The sequence below is a fragment of the Pseudomonas sp. Larv2_ips genome, assembly GCF_963879675.1.
In the GTDB taxonomy this organism is placed as follows: domain Bacteria; phylum Pseudomonadota; class Gammaproteobacteria; order Pseudomonadales; family Pseudomonadaceae; genus Aquipseudomonas.
The window spans coordinates 664,958-683,224 of record NZ_CAWOAW010000027.1; the positions used below are offsets into that span (position 1 = coordinate 664,958).

Below are 18,267 nucleotides of genomic sequence, written 5' to 3' on the forward strand. Positions count from 1 at the left end.
GCGGGGCAAGCCCGCCCGCCACGAGAAGCCCACTTGCTACAACAAGCCCACTTGCCACAGGAATCCCCTCGGCACACCAAGCCCGTACGCCACAACAAGTTCTAAAACCTCCCATCAGTGAGCAGACCATGCAACCGATCTACATCGACTTTCTCAACGGCCTGGACATCGACGCGCTCAACCTTTCCAACGAGGAAATCCTCACCGCCATCCAAGCCAGCCTGGCGATTCAGGGCCGTGGCGAGGCGGTGATCGAGCCGCGCACTCACCTGATTCCTGGCGGCGGCATCAACGGCCACTTCAACGTGTTGCGCGGCGTGCTCGGCGGCGACATCGGTTACGCCGGGGTCAAGGTAGTGGGCGACTTTGTCGATAATTACCGCAAGGGCCTGCCGTCGGAGTTGGCGATCCTCAACCTGCTGGACCCGGCCACCGGCATTCCCAGGGCCATCCTCGACGCCTCGGCAATCACCGACATGCGCACCGGCGCCGTCACCGCCATCGGCGCCAAATACCTCGCCCGGCCCGACAGCAAAGTGCTGGCGCATATCGGCGCGCGCGGCACCGCGTATTGGAATGTGCGCCTGCTGGACCATCTGTTCGACTTTGAGGAAATCCGCGTGCATTCGCGCCGCAGCGAAAGCCGCGAAGCCTTCGCCCAACGCCTGCGCCAGGACTTGGGCAAGCCGGTGATTGTCACCGACGACTGGGAGTCCGCCGTGCGTGGCGCCGACATCGTGGTCGAGGCCTCGCGGCTGGATCAGCCCGAGCCGTTGTTGCACACCGACTGGATCAAACCCGGCGCCTTCGTTGTGCCCTACGGCACCATGAGCGCGGTGCAATTGTCGCTGACCGACATCATGAGCAAATTGGTGGTGGACGATTGGGGCCAGTGCAAAGGCGGGATGTTTGGCGCACTGCGCGCGCATGTCGATGCCGGCAAGCTCAGTGCCGACACCCTGCACGCCGAGCTTGGGCAGATTGTCGCCGGCTTGAAAACCGGCCGCGAAAACCCGGAAGAAACCATTCTGTTCTGGCACCGTGGCCTGAGCCTCAGCGACATCGCCCTGGGCCATGCACTGCTGGAAAAAGCCCAGCGATTGGGCATCGGCCAGCGGCTGCGCTGGGCATGATCAGCTTCGATCCCCAAGGTTTGGCGTTGGCAGATCTGCTCGCCATTGCCCGGCACGACACACCGGCGCAGTTCAGCGCGCAAGCGCGCCAACGGATCGACGAAGGCCACCGCCTGCTGCTGAAACGGGCGGCCGAAGGCACGCCGATTTATGGCGTGACCACCGGGCTCGGTGCCGCGGTGGACACGCCGGTGGCACCGTTGCAGGCCACTATTCCTCTGGGCCGAGCGGTGGGCGTGGGGCGTCTGGCCAATCGCCAGGAATTACGCGCAATCACCGCCGCCCGTTTGGCCGGGTTGGCCCAGGGCCGTTCGGGCATTTCACCGGCGGCGGCCGAGGCGCTGTTGGCGTTGCTTAATTCCGGTGCCGAGCCCGAGGTGCCGTTGCTCGGCTCGCTGGGCGAGAGTGACCTGGCGCCGTTGGCTCACTTGAGCTTGGCGCTTACGGTGCCGTTGACCGGCAAGGATGGCCTGGCGCTGGTGTCGGCGAATGCGGCAAGTGTCGGGCTGGGGGCGTTACTGGTGGCCGAGGCGCAGCAGGTGTTACAGGCCGTGTTGGCGGCGCTGGCGTTGTCGTGTGAAGGCTACCGGGCCAACCTCAGCCCGTTCCAGCCGTGGGCCTCACGCTTGCGCCCGGCGCCTGGGCAAACCGAGCAGTCGGCGGCGTTGTTGCACCTGCTTGAAGGCGGCGATTTGGCGTACAGCCCGCGCCGCTTGCAAGATCCGTTGAGCTTTCGTTGTGCCACGGTTGTGCAAGGCGCTGCGCAACAGGCGTTACAGCAACTGCATGAACTGATCGAGTTGGAACTGCGCAGCGGCGCGGATAATCCGGCGCTGATCAGCGAGGAATCTTTGGTGTTGGCCACGGCCAATTTCGACAGCACGCACCTGGCCCTCGCCGCTGAAGGTTTGGGCCTGGCGCTGAGTCGAGTCGCCGCGTGCAGCGCCGAGCGCATTGCCAAGTTGCTGTCGCCCGCGTCCAGTGATTTGCCGCGCTTTCTGATCACGCAGCCGGGGCATGTCGGCATGGCGGCCTTGCAGCGCACCAGCGCGGCGCTGGTCGCAGAGATCGGGCACCTGGCCAACCCGCTGCCCGCCGTCAGCGTGCCGGTGGCCGATCGGGTGGAAGACTACGCCGGGCAGGCGCTGGCGGTGGTCGACAAGACCCGCCGGTTGACCGAGCGGGTGGTGTGGTTGGCCAGCATTGAACTGATCGTCGCGGCGCAGGCGGTAGACCTGCGGGGTGTATCGCGATTGGGGCAGGGCACGCGGCGGGTCCATGATGCGGTGCGCAGCCAAGTGGCGCATCTGGATCAGGACCGGGCGGGTTCGGTGGATGTACTGGCGTTGAGTGCGTTCATCACCGATGGCAGCTTGAAACCCTTTCTTTGAAACGAAGCAGATCAACGGTGGGAGCGGGCTTGCTCGCGACTGCGGTGTATCAGTGAATGCATGTGCTGACTGACCCACCGCATTGGCGAGCAAGCGCGCTCCCACATTTTTAGTTGCATTTCAGGTCATGCGGCCTCGGCGGCCAATGCGGCGATAGCAGCGGGCCGTGATCCTACGCGTAGTTGAAACGCCGCCAACGCCGGCCACTGTTGCAAATCAATAGCGTGGACACCCGCCCAGCGCAGCACCACAAACAAATACGCGTCCGCCACCGAATACTGCTCGCCCAGCAGGTAATCCTGACGCTCCAGTGTCTGCACCAGAATCGCAAAGCGCTTGAACAGCGTGGCCAAAAACATCGCCCGCACTTCGCCTTGAATGGCCGGGTTGAAGAAAATCGCCAAGCCGCCATGAATCTCGCTGGCGATAAAGTTCAGCCATTCCTGCAACCGCACGCGCTGCCAACTGCCATTGGCCGGGACGAGCAGGGCGGCGGGTTTGAGGTCGGCCAGGTATTGCAGGATGGCGCTGGCTTCGGTCAGCACAGCGCCGTTGTCCAGTTGCAGCGCCGCCAAGTAGCCCTTGGGGTTGATCTGCAGGAAATCTTCGCCGTTGCCGAAGGTTTTAGCCTGGTTGTTCACCTGCACCAGCTCGAACGGCAGCGCCAATTCACGCAGCACGATATGCGGGGCGAGCGAACAGGCGTTGGGGAAAAAATACAGTTTCATCAAAGGCGACTCCGTTGGGTTTGCGCCAGTCTCGCGGGCGTGGCACCGTGCGTAAAATTAAACCTGCAGACCCCATCCATAAGGACAGCTACTGCCATGATGAACCTGATGCACTGGCGCCTGCTGGTGGCCGTCGCCGACCACGGCAGCATCACGGCGGCTGCCGAGCAGGTGGGCATGACGCAGTCCGCCGCCAGCCAGGCCATGGCGTCCATGGAGGCGACGCTGGGCGCGCAACTGTTTACCCGTGAACCGCGCAAGACGTTGCCCACAGCGCTTGGGCTCGACGTGATCGCGCAGGCGCGGGTGATGATGGGCGCGCTGCAGGCCATTCGTACCACGGTGGATGAAGCGCGCCCGCTGCTGCGTGGGAACATTCGCATCGCCAGTTTTCCGAAAGTGTTGGCGACTTTTCTCACGCCGTTGCTGCAGCGTTTCCGTCAGTTGAACCCGGGTATCGAGGTCACCACCCTGGAAGTGACTGACAGCGAAGTGCACACCTTGCTCGACGCGGGCCTGATCGATTTGGGCGTGGTGCTCAACCCCAAACCCGAGCGCAACGCCACGGTATTGGGTCGCGACCTGTGGATGGCAGTGCTGCCGGCCCACCATCCATTGGCGCAGTGCCCGCAGGATGCCAGCGTGGCGCTCGAAGCCTTACTCGAACAACCCTTCGTACTGGCCACCGGCGGCTGTACCGCGAATGCCCGCAGCCTGGCGGCCGACGCCGGCCTGCGCCTGCACGATATCCGCGTGGAAGTGCGTGAATGGAGCAGCGCCTACAGCCTGGTGCGCGAGGGCGTCGGTGTCACGCTGGTGCCGGAAATGGCCTTGCCGGCCCAGCGCAATGGCCTGCGCGTGATGCCGTTGACGGTGCCGTTGTACCGTGAGTTTGCCTTGGTCGGTTCGCAGACCCTTCCACCCTCGGCGGCGGCCGGTGCATTGTTAAAAATGCTGGCTGACTAGTGGCCTTGCATAGCGCCATGCCCTGTCTATGCTCACCCAGAACCGTTGATGACGCTTGGCATGTAAAGCGATTCGGATGGTTTTTTCCCCATGAAGGTGTGCCAGCAATAGCCAACTGAAGAATGGAATGCGCCGTTTCAGGCGCCGGGAATCTAGGGTGATCTGACCATGTTCAACCGCCATCACAAATCCGACCTGCAAGAAATCGAACGTTTTTCCTGTGCTCTCACCGAAGCCAACGCCAAGCTTGCTGCCATCAGCCGCTCCATGGCGATGATCGAGTTCGACCGCAACGGCGTGATCCTCGACGCCAATCCCAACTTCTGTAAAACCATGGGCTACAGCGTGGAGGAGATTCGCGGCAAACATCACCGCATCTTTTGCGAAGAGGCGTACACCCACACCGAGACCTACGCCAAGCTGTGGCGCGACCTGGCGCGGGGTGAAGCGCTCAGTGGCACGTTCATGCGCCTGAACAAGCGCGGTGAGGAAGTGTGGCTCGAAGCCAGCTACATGCCGGTGCTGGACAGCAGCAATCAGGTGCAGAGCGTGATCAAAGTGGCGTCGGACATTTCTGCGCGGGTCCACCATGAACACGAGAACCAAAGCCTGATCGATGCGATCAGCCGGTCCATGGCCGTGATCGAGTTCACGCCACAAGGCCAGATCATCAATGCCAACGACAACTTTTTGCGCACCGTGCAGTATGCCCGCGAAGAAATCATTGGCCAGCACCACAGCATGTTTTGCCACCGCGGTGAAGTGGAATCCCCGGCGTACAAGGCCTTTTGGGCCTCGCTCAACCGCGGCGAATACCATTCCCACCGCTTTGAACGCAAAAACAAATACGGCAAAACCCTGTTTCTGGAGGCGTCCTACAACCCGATCTTCGATGCCAATGGGCGCCTGTACAAAGTGGTGAAGTTCGCCAGTGACATCACCGATCAGGTCACCACCCTGCGTACCGCCGCCGATTCGGCCCATGCCACCTCAGTACAAAACGACGCGTGCGCACGCAAGGGCTCGGAGGTGGTGCAGCAAACCGTGCAGATCATCGAAGAGATTTCCCACGACTTGAACCAGGCGGCCCAGAGCATCGATGCGGTGAGCAAGCAGTCGGACATCATCGGTTCCATCGTGCAGACCATTCGCAGCATCGCCGAGCAGACCAATATGCTCGCGCTCAACGCGGCCATAGAAGCTGCGCGGGCCGGCGAGCATGGGCGCGGGTTTGCGGTGGTGGCCGACGAAGTGCGCAGCCTTGCGGCGCGTACCAGCCAGGCGACGGTGGAGATTGTGGATGTGGTGCGCAAGAACCACGACCTGTCGCTGAGCGCGGTTTCGAGCATGCAGTCGAGCCTGAGCCGCACCGGGCTTGGGGTGGAGCTGGCGAATGAAGCGGGGCAGGTGATCCTGGAGATTCAGGAAGGGTCACGGCATGTGGTGGATGCGATCAGCCAGTTCAACTCGACCCTGCAGCTGCAGTAGGCACGGTGTCTGTGGGAGCAGGCTTGCCCGCGATAGCGTCACCTGGGTGTACTTGATACACCGGGTGTCTGCATCGCAGGCACGCCAACTCCCACATTTTGATTGGCCGTGTCGGTTAAATCGCAGCCAGGGTCTCTTTCACCGACTGCGCCGGGTCCGTGGCTTTCGCCGCTACTTGCTGTTCTTGCTGCTGTTTCACACGATCAGCCACTTGCTTGGCAATCGCGTCCTGTTTTTCCTGCGGCATGGCCTGCACCTGCGCTTCGGTCAAACCCTGCTCCTTGAGCAGCTGCTCGCGAATGCGTTCGGCCGGGGATTTGTTCATGTAGTCGGTGAAGTCGGCCCGCGCGCTGCTGGTGGTCGAGCCGGCGGCAGGCACATCGGTGCTTGTTGCCGTCGTGGTGGAGGCCGTCGTGGCGGTCGTTGCCGCCGTGGTGGCTTGCAACTGCACACGGGTCTTGGCAAAGGCTTCGTCGATACGGTCGTTGGCCTTGTCCAGGTCCTTCTGCGCGGCCGGCACGGTCACGCTTTGCTGCGCCGCTTGCAGGGCACCGCTGTACAGCGTGCTGGCGGCGGCATTGGCCGGGTCCATGTCGGGTCGCTTGAGCTGTTGGACGGTCGACACCGCTTGGGCGTTGTTGTTAACCAGCATGATCGGTCACCTGAGGATGTGTTCGGTGTTTGGGGTGGAGCAAATAGCATGCCGAGGGCGATGTGCCTGGTTTTATTGGGGATGACACCGCCGCCGCGGCAACCTTTGGCCCGCCGGCGGCCAAGGCTTGCCGTCAGTGCGCAATATTTTCCAGTGCCAGGTTACGCGTACGCGGCCCGAACCAGCTGATGGTGATCATCACGATCAACATGCTGCTGGCGATAAACGCCAGCACGCCCGGCGTGCCCAGGTGTTCGAGGATAAAACCGATCAACAGGCTGCTGAACACCGTGGACAAACGGCTGAACGAATAGCAGAAGCCCACCGCCCGCGCGCGGATATTGGTGGGGAACAGTTCGCTTTGGTACGAGTGATAACTGAAGCTCAGCCAGGCGTTGCAAAAGGTGATCATCACCCCGCAGATCACCAGCCCCACGGCCGTGGTTTGCAGGGCGAACAGGCTGCCGAAGATCATCGCGCCCATGGCCGAGCCGACGATCTGCCATTTGTTTTCGAAGCGGTTGGCCACCTTCACAAACAGCAACGGGCCCAGCGGGTAGGCGAGGGTGATGATAAAGGCGTACAGCAAGCTGTGGGTCACGCTCACGCCCTGGCCCGAGAGCAACGCCGGCAGCCAATTGCCGAAGCCGAAAAAGCCGATGGCCTGGAACACATGAAACACAATCAGCATCAACGCGCGGCGGCGGTAAGGCGGTTGCCAGATATCGGCAAAACGGCCGTTGCCCTGCACGCTGACGGCTTCGGGTTCGGGTTCATCCAGCGCTTTGCCGTGGTCTTTCTGGCAGCGTGCTTCCAGGCTGTCCATGATCTGACCGGCCTGGTCGAAACGGCCTTTCTGCGCCAGCCAGCGCGGTGACTCCGGCAGACGCTTGCGCAGTTGCCAGATAAACAGCGCAAACACTGCACTGCTGAGCACCACCCAGCGCCAGCCCGACACCCCGAACGGCGCCTGGGGCACCAGCCACCATGACATCAACGCCACCGCCGGCACTGACAAAAACTGGATGAAAAACGCAAAGGCAAAGGCCGAACTGCGCATGCGCTTGGGCACCAGTTCCGAAAGGTAGGCGTCAATGGTCACCAGTTCGATGCCCAGGCCAATGCCCACCAGAAAGCGCATGCAGATGATGCCCAGGGCGGAGGTCTGGATGCCCATCAACACCGTCGCGACGGTGTACCAGATCAACGCGAAGGTGAAGATCGCCCGACGCCCGAAGCGGTCGGCAATGGGACTGAGCAGGCTGGCGCCGAGGAACAGGCCGAGGAAGGTTGCCGAGGCGAAAGCGGCCTGGTCGGAGAACCCGAACACGCCCTCGCTGCCAGTGTGGAAAATCCCGTCACTGATCAGGCCGGGGCTGATATAGGCGGTCTGGAACAAGTCATACAGCTCGAAAAAACCGCCGATCGACAGCAACGCCACCAGGCGCCAGAGCGTGGCGACGGCGGGCAAGCGGTCAATGCGCGCGCTGATGTGGGCGGCACGGATCGGGTCAATGCCGTCCGTGGCTGAGGCGGTGAGTGTCGACATGGGCGGATTCCAGGGGCAGTGACCTGGAATCTTAGCGGGCTAACGTAAACCGGCGCTTGTGAAATTGCGTGCGCCACGGCACGCAATTGCCGATTTATTGCGCCAAGCCTTCCGGTTTGAAGGTTTTATGGCGCAGGGGGTCAGTAGGTGATGGGCATCTCGAAGGTCTGGAATGCATCATCCACCGGCTGATAGCCCAGCACCCGTGTGGTTTCGCTCAAGTCCAGGCGCTTGAAGCGGTTATTGGAAATGCCGTGGGCGATCAGGTGTTTGACCCCTTCGACGTCAACCGAACGTTGCAGCAATTGCACGGCGTCACGCGGGCTGAGCCAGGCGCTGAGGTCGCGGGCGTTGTTCAGGTCGGGGGCTTGGCGCGATTCGAAGGCGCCGATGCGCAGGGCAATGGTCGACAGCGCGGTTTTTGCCGCGTAGTAGCTGCACAGCGCCTCGCCGTAGCATTTGCTCACGCCGTAGAGGTTGCCGGGCATGACCTGCATGCCGGGCGTGATCTGCCGGTCAACCGGATAGCCCTCGATGGCTTGCGCGCTGCTGGCGTACACCAGGCGTGTTACGCCCGCGGCCACGGCGGCTTCGAACAGGTAGGTGGTGGCGAGGATGTTGTTGGGCAGCAGGTCCTCGAACGCGGCGCTGGCGTCGGGGATACCTGACAGGTGCACGATCACGTCGATGCCGCTGAGCAGGCCGGCCAGGCTGGCTTTGTCGCTGAGGTCGGCTTTTATGTAACGGTGCTCGCCCAGGTCGAAGTCCGGTGCGATGCGGTCAGTAAGGGTGAAGCGGTAGCGGTCTTTCGAGGCTTCGAAAAACACCTTGCCGATTCTGCCGCAGGCGCCGGTGAGCAATACGTTGAGTCCTTTCACGGTGGTGTCCTTGTTTCAGTTATGACCGCCGAGGGCGAAGGTCTGAAAGCCCGGGCGTTGGCTGAGGCGCTGGTAGTAGGCCGCCACTGCGGGGTAGGGCGGGCGCTCCATGGGGGTGTTCTGCCAGCGATGCACCGAGAGGCCGATGAGGATATCGGCGAGGGTGAATTCGTCGCCAGCCACGTAGGCGCCGGTCTTGGCCAGCTGTTGCTCCAGCAGGCCCATCTTGTCGTTCCATACCCGCACGGCGGCGACAATCTGCGCCGAGTCGAGACCGTCCGGGTTGTTGCGCACCAGGGCGGTGAACGCATCGCCCCAGGCGCGGTTGAGTTCGGTGGCTTGCCAGTCCATCCACTGCTCGACCCGAGCGCGTGGCGCCGGTTCGGCGGGCAACAGGTCGTGGCGTTGGTAAAGGCCTATCAGGTAGCGGCAGATGGTGTTGGATTCCCACAGCACGCCGTGGTCGTCGATCAGCACCGGCACCTGGGCGTTGGGGTTCAGGGCGAGGAATTCGGCCGACTGGGTGGGTTTGAAACCGATGCCCCAGTCTTCGCGCACGTAGTCGATGCCCAGTTCCTGGCAGGTCCAGAGCACTTTGCGCACGTTGATGGAGGACGTGCGGCCGAGGATTTTCAGTGAGTGTCCCATGGTACTTCCCTGACGATGGAGATGACCCATGGGAATCTATCAGGGGTAAACCTTCGACGCTACGCGGTTGTGGCCGGCAACGCCGACGCGGGCAAACCGAAGGTGCGGTCGAACAGCCAGTTAAAGGCAAACGTGTAGCAGGGAATGAACAGGATCAACGCCAGGTCCAGCACAAACGCCTGGACCAGGCTGACCTTCATCCACCAGGCGATCAGCGGAATCAGGAAGACGATCAGCGTCAGTTGAAACCCGACCGCGTGGGCAATCCGCCGTTTGACGGTGCGCGTGCGGTCGGCTTGACGGCTTTCCCAGCGCTCGAACAGCGAGGTGTAGATGAAATTCCAGGTGACCGCGATGGTCGTGATGACCACAGCCAACGGCCCTGTGCTGGACGGGTGAGTGCCCGACAGCAGCGCCAGCCCGAGCGCCGAGAAGGTCATGCCGATCAGCTCATAGAGCGACACATACACCAGTTTGCGTTTCACGCCTTGCATAGCACTTCCTCTTTTTTACGTGACAGGAACGTCAGAGGGCGCAGACGATAGCGTCAGTTTGGCTGATACTAAAAGTCAGAAGATTTCAGTTTTATTGATAGGTGGCGCGATGAGTTTTACCAGTGACAGTGTCCAGTTGTTCTTGGCAGTGGTGGAGCGTGGCTCGTTTTCGGCGGCGGCGCGGGCGTTGGGCAAGGTGCCTTCAGCCGTGAGCATGGGCATTGCCAACCTTGAAGCCGAGCTGGGCTACCCGTTGTTCGATCGCAGCCACCGCGAGCCGGTGCCCACCGACCTGGCGCTGGCGTTGATTCCCCATGCACGGCTGATGGCCGAGCAACTTAAGCAATTGCAGGTGCATGCGTTGCAGCTGTCCCAAGGGCTGGAGAGCAAGCTGTCGATTGGCGTGGGCGCCGACATCAATACGCGCCGCCTGCTGGCCGCCATTGGCGAGCTCAGTGAGCAATTCCCGTTGCTTGATATCGAAGTGCTGACCGCCCCGCAAGATGACGCTTTGCAGCTGCTGCACAGCGGCCGGGTACAGCTGTGCCTGGCGTATGCGGGCTTGAGCGTGAATGTGCTGGAGCGGTTTCAGTTTGTCGGCAGCGAGCAACTGATGGCCTGTATCAGCCCGCGCCACCCCCAGGCGGGCGGTGAGCCGTTTTTGGAAGACTTGGTGCGGGTGCGACAGATTCTGGTGGCCGGCCGGGACTTGCCTCTCAGCGATTGTCGACCACTGGTGGGGCAATCCTATTGGCGGACCGACACCCTGGGCATGGCGCTGGAAATGGTGGAAGCCGGGCTGGGTTGGGGCAACTTCCCGCAGTCGGTGGTGGCGCCGTTGTTGGCGGCGGGGCGCTTGCGGCGCTTGAACTTCAAGAACATCGAGAACGGGCTGGCCATGGTGGTGAATGCGGTGTGGTTGAAAAATCAGCCGTTGCATAAGGGGGCGTCGGCATTGGTGAACATGCTGGCTTCAGCGGATTAACCCCGCCCTCAAGTGGGCACGGTAAAGGTGGGAGCGGGCTTGCCCGCGAAGGCGGCGGGTCAGTCAGCCCATTTGTAGCTGACCCGCCGCCATCGCAGGCAAGCCAGCTCCCACATTTTTAAACCGAGCGGGGCGTTAGGTGCGCGGTGTGTGCTGGTCCATGGCTTTGCCTACCATGAGCACTGATAGCTCGCTCAATTGGTGAATGGCGAGGGCTATGTCGCGGTGCTTGCCAGTGAGGTCATCGGACAGGTCGAGCAACAAGGCGCTGACGGAACACACGGTTTCGTAGCTGTTGATCAGTAGGGACTCGATGGGTGTATCGGGTGTGATGGTGAAAAGAGTAGTTTCCGGTTTCTCAGTTTCTTTGATCATTTGAGCGTCCTGGAAACAGGCCGCCGCCGGATCGCTACTAAACGAGGGGTGGCAGCTGTACGCAGGTTAGTAGACCGGTGGACACTCAAAGCCGGCGCACCCGAAGATGCCCTACGCACAGCCGCCATCAAACTCAGATGAGGCTCATGCACTAAGAGTGTCCAAAAGTAGGGCTACTAAACCCGATCACCGAGAAATTCAGCGACCGGCAAACCTTAAAGACCACCACCCAAGCGCACAAGCCGGCGGATTCTGACGTAAGCGTAGGCAGCCGGGCAAGGCGCTGACCGCAATGTCAGCCGCGTCCTACAGGCGTCCTACATCTCAAGCGGGCACGGTAAAAAAGGTGGGAGCTGGCTTGCCTGCGATAGCGGTGAGTCCGTCAACACATCGTTGCCTGACACTCCACCATCGCCGGCAAGCCAGCTCCCACACGTTGAGTGTGTCTGGCCTTCAACAATCAGGTGCTCTCGCGCACTTGCAACTCAAAGCCCATGTCCACCACCGGCTTGGCGATCTTGTTGCCGGCCATGATCGTCAACAGATGCTCCGCCGAACGCCGGCCAATCGCTTCACGCGGTGTGCTGATGCTGCTCAAGCGCGGCACCATGAAAGAAGAGGCGGGCAAGTCGTTGAAACCCAGCACGGCCACGCGCTCCGGTACGTTGATGCCGTGGCGCAGGGCTTCGAGCAGTGCGCCCTGGGCCAGGTCGTCGTTGCCGAAGAAAATCGCATCCACCTCCGGATGCGCCGCCAGCAACTGCAGAAACAACTCGCCACCCAAACCCACGGAGGAGGGGCGCGGCGTCAGCAATTCCAGCGCCGGGTCATACATGCCGGCCTGTTGCAGCGCGCGGCGGAAACCTTCGCCGCGCAGCAACGTGCGCTGGTCCAATTGCGCGCCGATGTAGGCCAGGCGCTTGCGCCCACGTGAGATCAGATGCGCCGCCGCCGTTTCACCCGCGGCCAATTGCGAGAAGCCCACACAGTTCACGCCGGCATTCGGGTCCAGGTCCATCATGTACACACACGGCACATTGCTCGCCTCGACCATCCGGCGCGCGCTTTCGGTGCGGTCAAAGCCGGTCAGCAGCAACCCGCGTGGCTGGTAGGCCATGTAGTTGCGCAACAGGTTTTCTTCTTCGTCGCGCGAATAGTGAGAGTTGCCGATCAGCACTTCAAAGCCCTTGGGCCGCAGCACTTGGTGGATGGCTTCCAGGGTTTCGATAAACAGCAGGTTGGACAGCGACGGCACGATGACCACCACCGAATGGCTTTGCGCCGAGGCCAGGGCGCGGGCGGCGGGGTTGACCACGTAGTTGAGTTCGGCGGCGGCCAATTGCACTTTTTCCACCAGCTCGGTGGCCACGGTGCTGATGCCACGCAGGGCGCGGGAGGCGGTGATCGGGCTGACGCCGGCCAGGCGGGCTACTTCATTGAGGGTCGGGCGACCGGTGGTGCGGGTATTTTTATCGTTCTTGGAGGTCATCAGGCGGTTGCCAAACAAAAATCGAGGCACTAAGGTAGCGCTGTCTCCAAAAGGCTGCAAATTCTTGAACGCAGGGTTGCCTGATCCGGTTCAACGGTGTTGGAGAGGATGCACGCGTCACTCCATAAAAATGACAAGTCGGCGCGGGAAAAGCCTGTTTTTGCACTAGCCTTACAGCGTGCGAAGGTAGCGCTATCTGCGTCCTGAGGTGTTTCATGAGTCAACCTGTTACCGCCCTGGTCATCATGGGTGTTTCTGGCTGTGGCAAGTCCAGCGTCAGCGAAGCCCTGTGCCGCCTGAACGGCGCCACCGCCATCGAAGGCGACAGCTTTCACCCCGCCGCGAACATCGAAAAGATGAGCGCCGGCCATCCCCTCAACGACGACGACCGCGCCGGCTGGCTCGACATCCTGTGCGATGAACTGCGTCGCTCGCTCAAAGCCGGCGAGCATCCGGTGCTGACCTGTTCGGCGCTGAAGAAAAAATACCGCGACCACCTGCGCGAAGCCGCGCCGGGCCTGGGCTTTGTATTCCTGGAGCTGACCCGCGCCGTGGCCGCCGACCGCGTGTCCCATCGCCCCGGCCATTTCATGCCGGCCAGCCTGATCGACAGCCAGTTCGCCACCCTTGAATCGCCCGTGGGCGAGCCGCTGACCCTGGCGCTCAACGCCAGCGAAGACAGCGTCGAGGACCTGGCCGAGCAAACCAATGCCTGGTGGCTGCAACACGGCTTTGAACCAACCCATTAATTTTTTGCCGGAAAAGATAGCGCTATCCCCGGCAGGAAATTCAACACCCGCTTTAATAACAACAACAAACAGGAGAGACCCCCCATGTTTGGCATGTCCCACGAGTCTTACCTGCTGCTAGATGCAGTGGTCACTATCATCGGGCTGATCTTTTTGATCACCAAGTTCAAGGTGCACCCGTTCATTGCACTGATCATCGCGGCCGGCTTCCTCGGCCTGACCTCGGGCATGCCCGTGGACAAGATCATCAAGGCGTTCCAGGACGGCTTTGGCGGCGTGCTCGGCTTTGTCGGCATCATCCTCGCGCTGGGCACGATGCTCGGCAAAATGATGGCCGAGTCCGGCGGCGCCGATCAGATCGCGCAGACCTTGATCCGCGCCTTCGGCAAAGAGAAAGTGCAGTGGGCGATGATGTTCGCCGCGTTCCTGGTGGGCATCCCGCTGTTTTTCGAGATCGGTTTTGTGTTGCTGATCCCGCTGGTGTTTATCGTTGCGCGCCGCACCGGCGTGTCGCTGATCAAAATCGGCATCCCGCTGCTCGCCGGCCTGTCGGCCGTTCACGGCCTGGTGCCACCGCACCCGGGCCCGCTGTTGGCCATCGGCGTGTTTGGCGCGGACATCGGCAAGACCATCCTGTACGGCCTGATCGTCGCACTGCCGACCGCCATCATTGCCGGGCCGATTTTCGGTACGTTTATCGCCAAGTACATTCCGGGCAACCCGTCCCAGGAACTGGTTGATCAACTGGCCCGCGAGCCGGAGTCCAAAGACCTGCCGAGCTTCAGCATTACCCTGATCACCGTGCTGCTGCCGGTGTTCCTGATGCTGCTCAAAACCTTCGCTGACGTCGCGCTGCCGGACGGCCACGCCATTCGTAACTGGATGGACATGATCGGTCACCCGATCACCGCGTTGCTGCTGGCGTTGCTGTTGTCGCTGTACACCTTTGGCCATCGCCAGGGCATTCATTCCAAGCAGATCCTCAAGCTGCTCGACGCCAGCCTGGCGCCGACCGCTGCGATCATTTTGATCATCGGGGCCGGCGGCGGTTTCAAGCAGATGCTGGTGACCAGCGGCGTGGGTGATGTGATCGGCCACATGGCCGTGAACGCGCAGATCAACCCGATTTTGCTGGCGTGGCTGGTGGCGGCAGTGATTCGCGTGGCGACTGGCTCCGCGACCGTGGCGACCATTACCGGCGCAGGCATCGTGGTGCCGGTGGTGGGCATGATTCCAGGGGTTAACCGTGAGCTGCTGGTGTTGGCGACGGGCGCAGGCTCGCTGGTGTTGTCTCACGTCAACGATGCGGGTTTCTGGCTGGTGAAGCAGTACTTCAACATGACCGTGGTCGAGACGTTCAAGACCTGGACAGCGATGGAGACCATCCTGTCGGTGGTGGCGCTGATCTTTATCATGTTGCTGTCGATGGTGGTGTAACAGGTTCACCGCAAAACAAATGTGGGAGGGGGCTTGCCCCCGATGGCAGTGGACCAGTCACCCAATGCAGTGACTGACACTCCGCTATCGGGGGCAAGCCCCCTCCCACAGTGTTGACCGAGTTATGACCCGGTTTTGGCAACCAGCCCATCCGCGCGGAACATCCCGCGAATCCCGCGCACCGCCTGGCGAATGCGGTCCTGGTTTTCGATCAGCGCAAAGCGCACATGATCGTCCCCATACTCACCAAAGCCGATGCCCGGCGACACACACACCTTGGCTTCCAGCAGCAGTTTCTTGGCAAATTCCAGCGAGCCCATGGCGGCATACGCGTCGGGAATCTTGGCCCAGACGTACATCGACGCCTTCGGGTTCTCAACCATCCAGCCCAGTTCATGCAGGCCCTTGACCAGCACATTGCGGCGCTGACGGTACTGCTCGGCGATGTCTTTGACGCACTGCTGATCGCCTTCGAGCGCCGCAATCGCCGCCACCTGCAGCGGGGTGAAGGTGCCGTAGTCGTGGTAGCTCTTGATGCGCGCCAGCGCGTTGACCAGCTCCGGATTGCCGACCATGAAGCCGATGCGCCAGCCGGCCATGTTGTAGCTCTTGGACAGGGTGAAAAACTCCACCGCAATGTCCTTGGCGCCCGGCACCTGCATGATCGACGGGGCTTTCCAGCCGTCGTAGACGATGTCGGCGTAGGCCAGGTCGTGCACCACCAGTACGTCGTACTGCTTGGCCAGGGCGATCACCCGTTCGAAGAAGTCCAGCTCCACGCACTGCGCGGTGGGGTTGGACGGGAAGCCGAGGATCATCATCTTCGGCTTGGGGATCGAGCCACGAATGGCGCGTTCCAGTTCAGCGAAAAAATCCACCCCCGGAATCAGCGGCACCGAGCGCACCTGGGCACCGGCAATCACGGCACCGTAGATGTGAATCGGGTAGCTCGGGTTGGGCACCAGCACGGTGTCGCCCTGGTCGAGGGTGGCGAGCATCAAGTGCGCCAGGCCTTCTTTGGAGCCGATGGTGACGATGGCTTCCGTTTCCGGATCGATGTCCACTTCATAGCGGTCCTTGTACCAGCGCGAGATCGCCCGGCGCAGACGCGGAATGCCTTTGGAGGTGGAGTAGCCGTGGGTGTCTTCACGCTGGGCGACGGTGACCATTTTTTCCACGATGTGTGCAGGCGTGGCGCCGTCAGGGTTACCCATGCTCAAGTCGATGATGTCTTCGCCGCGCCGACGCGCAGCCATCTTTAGCTCGGCAGTGATATTGAAAACGTAAGGGGGGAGTCGATCTATGCGCGCAAAGCGGCGCGGCGAACCTTGGTCTGCCATTGTTGCCTCAAGAGTACGTAAGCGCCCGGAACCGTCCGAGCGACGTCGGCCACTGCGGTGGCCTGCGGGGCAGACAATACGGTCGATGATGGCCAGTTGTCCAGATGGCGCAGGAAAAATTTCTGATTGGGGTGAGGCGTCAATAAGCCCCTATACTCGATGCGGGTTTGTGCCCTCACAAGAAGGAGACTGTTCAGATGGATCAGCAGACAAAATTACCGTTGCAGCCACGCCTGGAAGAGGGCAAAGCCCTGGTGATTGCCGGGCTCAAGGGCCATTACGACAAAGCCACCGTGGGGGACATTCCCAAGTTGTGGGAAGTGCTCGACAACAACATCAAAGACATCAGCAAGCGCGTTGACCGCCAGACATACGGCGTGTGCTACAACGCCAAGCAAGGCGAGTTCGACTATCTGGCCGGCGTTGAAGTGCCGGCCAAAAGCGATGTACCCAGCAATTTCCAGTCGGTTGAATTGCCTGCCCGCCATTACGCGGTATTCGCGCACCACGGCCCGGTGCAAGCGCTTGAGCAGACCTACGAGCGCATCATGTTCGAGTGGTTGCCACACTCGGGCTACAAGGTGGCCGGGGCGGATTTCGAGCGCTACAGCGCGGATTTTGATGCACGCAAAGGCACGGGTTCCGTCGAGATCTGGATGCCGGTCGAAAAGAAAGCCTGATGAATCACAGGGGCCGGCGCTCCGGCCCCACAGATCCTTCAATACAGCGTGGCCTTGACCCGCTCCGGCATCTCCCGGTCATACGCCTCGGCGTCAAACTGCCCATCATTGAGCCGCTTGTGAAACGCCCCGGCCGACGGCAATGCCGAACGGTCCAGGTGCTTCTCGGGGTTCCAGCAGTCCGAGCGCACAAACGCTTTTGAGCAATGGAAATACGCGGCTTGCACCTGCACCAGAATCACCGAGCGCGCAGGCTTGCCATTCACCGCAAAACTCTCCAGCAACTCGGGCTCGATGCAAATTTGCGCCCGGCCATTCACGCGCAAGGTCTCGCCAATGCCCGGGATGATGAACAGCAATGCGATGCGAGGGTCCTGCACCAGGTTGCGCAGGGTATCGAGGCGGTTATTGCCCGGCCGATCCGGGATCGCCAGGGTGCGCTCATCCACAATCCGCACAAACCCTGGCACATCGCCGCGCGGCGAGCCATCGATGCCCTCCGGCCCGGATGAACTGACCACCACCAGCGGCGACGCCCGCACCATGGCCTGGTAATCCTCGTTGAGAAACGGGATCTCCTTGCGCACTGCCCGCTCGTGGGGGAGGCCGTAGAGGGTTTCGAGTTGTTCCAGGGTTGTCAGCATGTTCACCACCTCCTTATCGTTTCAAAACACTAACGCCAGCCGGCGCTCATGGCCAATCCGGCCCTTATACGCCTCGCCGCTGTCGACCCAGCCCGCCGCCAGATACAGGCCCATCGCCGCCACATTCTGCGCGTCCACCGACAACTCCAACGCTTTGATCTGCGGCCACGCTTGCAGGGCCGCCGCCGGCAGCGCCTGCAAACAGGCTTTGCCGAACCCACGCCCCTGCTGATGCCGATCAACCTGCAACGCATGCAGTGTGGCGCTGTGTTCATCGGCCCAATGAGGCAGGCAGGGCGGGCGTTTAAGCAGCAGGAAAGCGACGGGAACGTCATCGGCGAGCAGGGCGAAGCCTTTGATGGCGTTGGGGCTGGGATTGACCAGCAGGCTGTTCAGTGCGCAGTAGATATCGCCTGAATACGCCAGTTGCTCGGGATGCACTTGCAGGGTGTCGAGTTGCTGTTTTTGCACAAGGCTCAGCGTCTCATAGGGCACGAGGCGAGTTTCCATCGAGGGCGCATACCAAATCCTACAAAGAGGCGTGGATTCTAGCGGGTTTGCGCGTGGCGAAATTATTTTTCAGCGCGTTGTCGATTTACCCAAAGCGCGTTCGACTAAGGGTGTCCCTCGTGATTTTCCAC

General features: G+C 61.5%; 18 protein-coding genes and 2 pseudogenes. 9 read left to right on the top strand and 11 right to left on the bottom strand.

The genetic code is table 11. The annotated features are described in order from the left end of the window. Positions 1-128 precede the first annotated feature (128 nt). A complete protein-coding gene (locus AACV02_RS20105; protein WP_119741505.1) occupies positions 129-1,133 on the top strand; it encodes an ornithine cyclodeaminase family protein in 1,005 nt (334 codons plus the stop codon). Beyond that, positions 1,130-2,524 carry an aromatic amino acid lyase gene (locus tag AACV02_RS20110; protein ID WP_119741507.1) on the top strand — a complete coding sequence of 465 codons (1,395 nt, stop codon included), beginning with the start codon at positions 1,130-1,132 and terminating at the stop codon, positions 2,522-2,524. Before AACV02_RS20105 ends, AACV02_RS20110 begins: the two co-directional genes overlap by 4 nt. A gap of 125 nt (positions 2,525-2,649) precedes the next feature. On the opposite strand, the gene gstA is transcribed toward AACV02_RS20110, so the two are convergent. Next, a complete protein-coding gene (gene gstA / locus AACV02_RS20115) occupies positions 2,650-3,252 on the bottom strand; it encodes a glutathione transferase GstA (RefSeq protein ID WP_119741509.1) in 603 nt (200 codons plus the stop codon). Positions 3,253-3,348: 96 nt separating this feature from the next. Between gstA and AACV02_RS20120 the strand changes: the two genes are divergently transcribed. From AACV02_RS20120 to AACV02_RS30990, 3 genes and pseudogenes are all read left to right on the top strand, one after another. Next, positions 3,349-4,218, top strand: a complete 870-nt coding sequence (locus AACV02_RS20120) for a LysR family transcriptional regulator (protein ID WP_106578468.1) — start codon at positions 3,349-3,351, stop codon at positions 4,216-4,218. A gap of 273 nt (positions 4,219-4,491) precedes the next feature. Continuing rightward, a pseudogene (locus AACV02_RS30985) lies at positions 4,492-5,115 on the top strand (PAS domain-containing protein); the annotation flags it as partial. Between the two features lie 177 nt (positions 5,116-5,292). Beyond that, positions 5,293-5,706 (top strand): annotated as a pseudogene (locus tag AACV02_RS30990) (methyl-accepting chemotaxis protein); the annotation flags it as partial. A gap of 115 nt (positions 5,707-5,821) precedes the next feature. Here the strand turns inward: AACV02_RS30990 and AACV02_RS20130 are convergent. From AACV02_RS20130 to AACV02_RS20150, 5 genes are all read right to left on the bottom strand, one after another. After that, positions 5,822-6,358 carry a hypothetical protein gene (locus AACV02_RS20130; protein WP_119741514.1) on the bottom strand — a complete coding sequence of 179 codons (537 nt, stop codon included), beginning with the start codon at positions 6,356-6,358 and terminating at the stop codon, positions 5,822-5,824. Between the two features lie 133 nt (positions 6,359-6,491). Next, complete coding sequence (locus tag AACV02_RS20135; protein ID WP_119741516.1) at positions 6,492-7,907, bottom strand: MFS transporter; 1,416 nt, start codon at positions 7,905-7,907, stop codon at positions 6,492-6,494. Between the two features lie 140 nt (positions 7,908-8,047). Further along, a complete protein-coding gene (locus AACV02_RS20140; RefSeq protein ID WP_119741518.1) occupies positions 8,048-8,785 on the bottom strand; it encodes an NAD-dependent epimerase/dehydratase family protein in 738 nt (245 codons plus the stop codon). Between the two features lie 15 nt (positions 8,786-8,800). Beyond that, on the bottom strand, positions 8,801-9,433 hold the full coding sequence (locus AACV02_RS20145; RefSeq protein ID WP_119741520.1) for a glutathione S-transferase family protein: 633 nt from the start codon (positions 9,431-9,433) through the stop codon (positions 8,801-8,803). A gap of 59 nt (positions 9,434-9,492) precedes the next feature. Beyond that, positions 9,493-9,927: a PACE efflux transporter gene (locus tag AACV02_RS20150; protein ID WP_119741522.1), complete on the bottom strand. Its 435-nt coding sequence runs from the start codon at positions 9,925-9,927 to the stop codon at positions 9,493-9,495. Positions 9,928-10,036: 109 nt separating this feature from the next. On the opposite strand from AACV02_RS20150, the gene AACV02_RS20155 reads away from it, so the two are divergent. After that, complete coding sequence (locus AACV02_RS20155) at positions 10,037-10,912, top strand: LysR family transcriptional regulator (RefSeq protein WP_119741524.1); 876 nt, start codon at positions 10,037-10,039, stop codon at positions 10,910-10,912. 135 nt (positions 10,913-11,047) lie between these two features. Here AACV02_RS20155 and AACV02_RS20160 read toward each other — a convergent pair whose 3' ends face one another. Both AACV02_RS20160 and AACV02_RS20165 read right to left on the bottom strand, forming a co-directional pair. Beyond that, complete coding sequence (locus AACV02_RS20160) at positions 11,048-11,287, bottom strand: DUF6124 family protein (protein WP_119741526.1); 240 nt, start codon at positions 11,285-11,287, stop codon at positions 11,048-11,050. A 460-nt stretch (positions 11,288-11,747) separates the two neighbouring features. Continuing rightward, positions 11,748-12,779, bottom strand: coding sequence for a LacI family DNA-binding transcriptional regulator (locus AACV02_RS20165; protein WP_164487999.1), 1,032 nt, complete (start codon positions 12,777-12,779; stop codon positions 11,748-11,750). A gap of 212 nt (positions 12,780-12,991) precedes the next feature. Here AACV02_RS20165 and AACV02_RS20170 point away from each other — a divergent pair, with 212 nt between their 5' ends. Both AACV02_RS20170 and AACV02_RS20175 read left to right on the top strand, forming a co-directional pair. Further along, the gene (locus AACV02_RS20170; protein WP_017139216.1) at positions 12,992-13,525 is read left to right on the top strand and encodes a gluconokinase; all 534 of its coding nucleotides are present in this window, start codon (positions 12,992-12,994) and stop codon (positions 13,523-13,525) included. An 84-nt stretch (positions 13,526-13,609) separates the two neighbouring features. Further along, positions 13,610-14,962 (top strand): GntP family permease, encoded by a 1,353-nt coding sequence (locus AACV02_RS20175; protein ID WP_106578477.1) that lies wholly within the window; start codon positions 13,610-13,612, stop codon positions 14,960-14,962. A gap of 122 nt (positions 14,963-15,084) precedes the next feature. Here AACV02_RS20175 and alaC read toward each other — a convergent pair whose 3' ends face one another. Then, positions 15,085-16,302 (bottom strand): alanine transaminase, encoded by a 1,218-nt coding sequence (alaC, locus tag AACV02_RS20180; protein ID WP_106578478.1) that lies wholly within the window; start codon positions 16,300-16,302, stop codon positions 15,085-15,087. Positions 16,303-16,499: 197 nt separating this feature from the next. Between alaC and AACV02_RS20185 the strand changes: the two genes are divergently transcribed. Next, complete coding sequence (locus tag AACV02_RS20185) at positions 16,500-16,982, top strand: GyrI-like domain-containing protein (protein ID WP_106578479.1); 483 nt, start codon at positions 16,500-16,502, stop codon at positions 16,980-16,982. A 38-nt stretch (positions 16,983-17,020) separates the two neighbouring features. Here the strand turns inward: AACV02_RS20185 and AACV02_RS20190 are convergent, their stop codons facing one another. Together AACV02_RS20190 and AACV02_RS20195 are read right to left on the bottom strand one after the other, a co-directional pair. After that, entirely contained in the window at positions 17,021-17,626 is a 606-nt protein-coding gene (locus AACV02_RS20190; RefSeq protein ID WP_119741528.1) for a pyridoxamine 5'-phosphate oxidase family protein, read from the bottom strand. A 21-nt stretch (positions 17,627-17,647) separates the two neighbouring features. After that, complete coding sequence (locus AACV02_RS20195) at positions 17,648-18,136, bottom strand: GNAT family N-acetyltransferase (protein WP_106578481.1); 489 nt, start codon at positions 18,134-18,136, stop codon at positions 17,648-17,650. Positions 18,137-18,267: the final 131 nt, after the last annotated feature.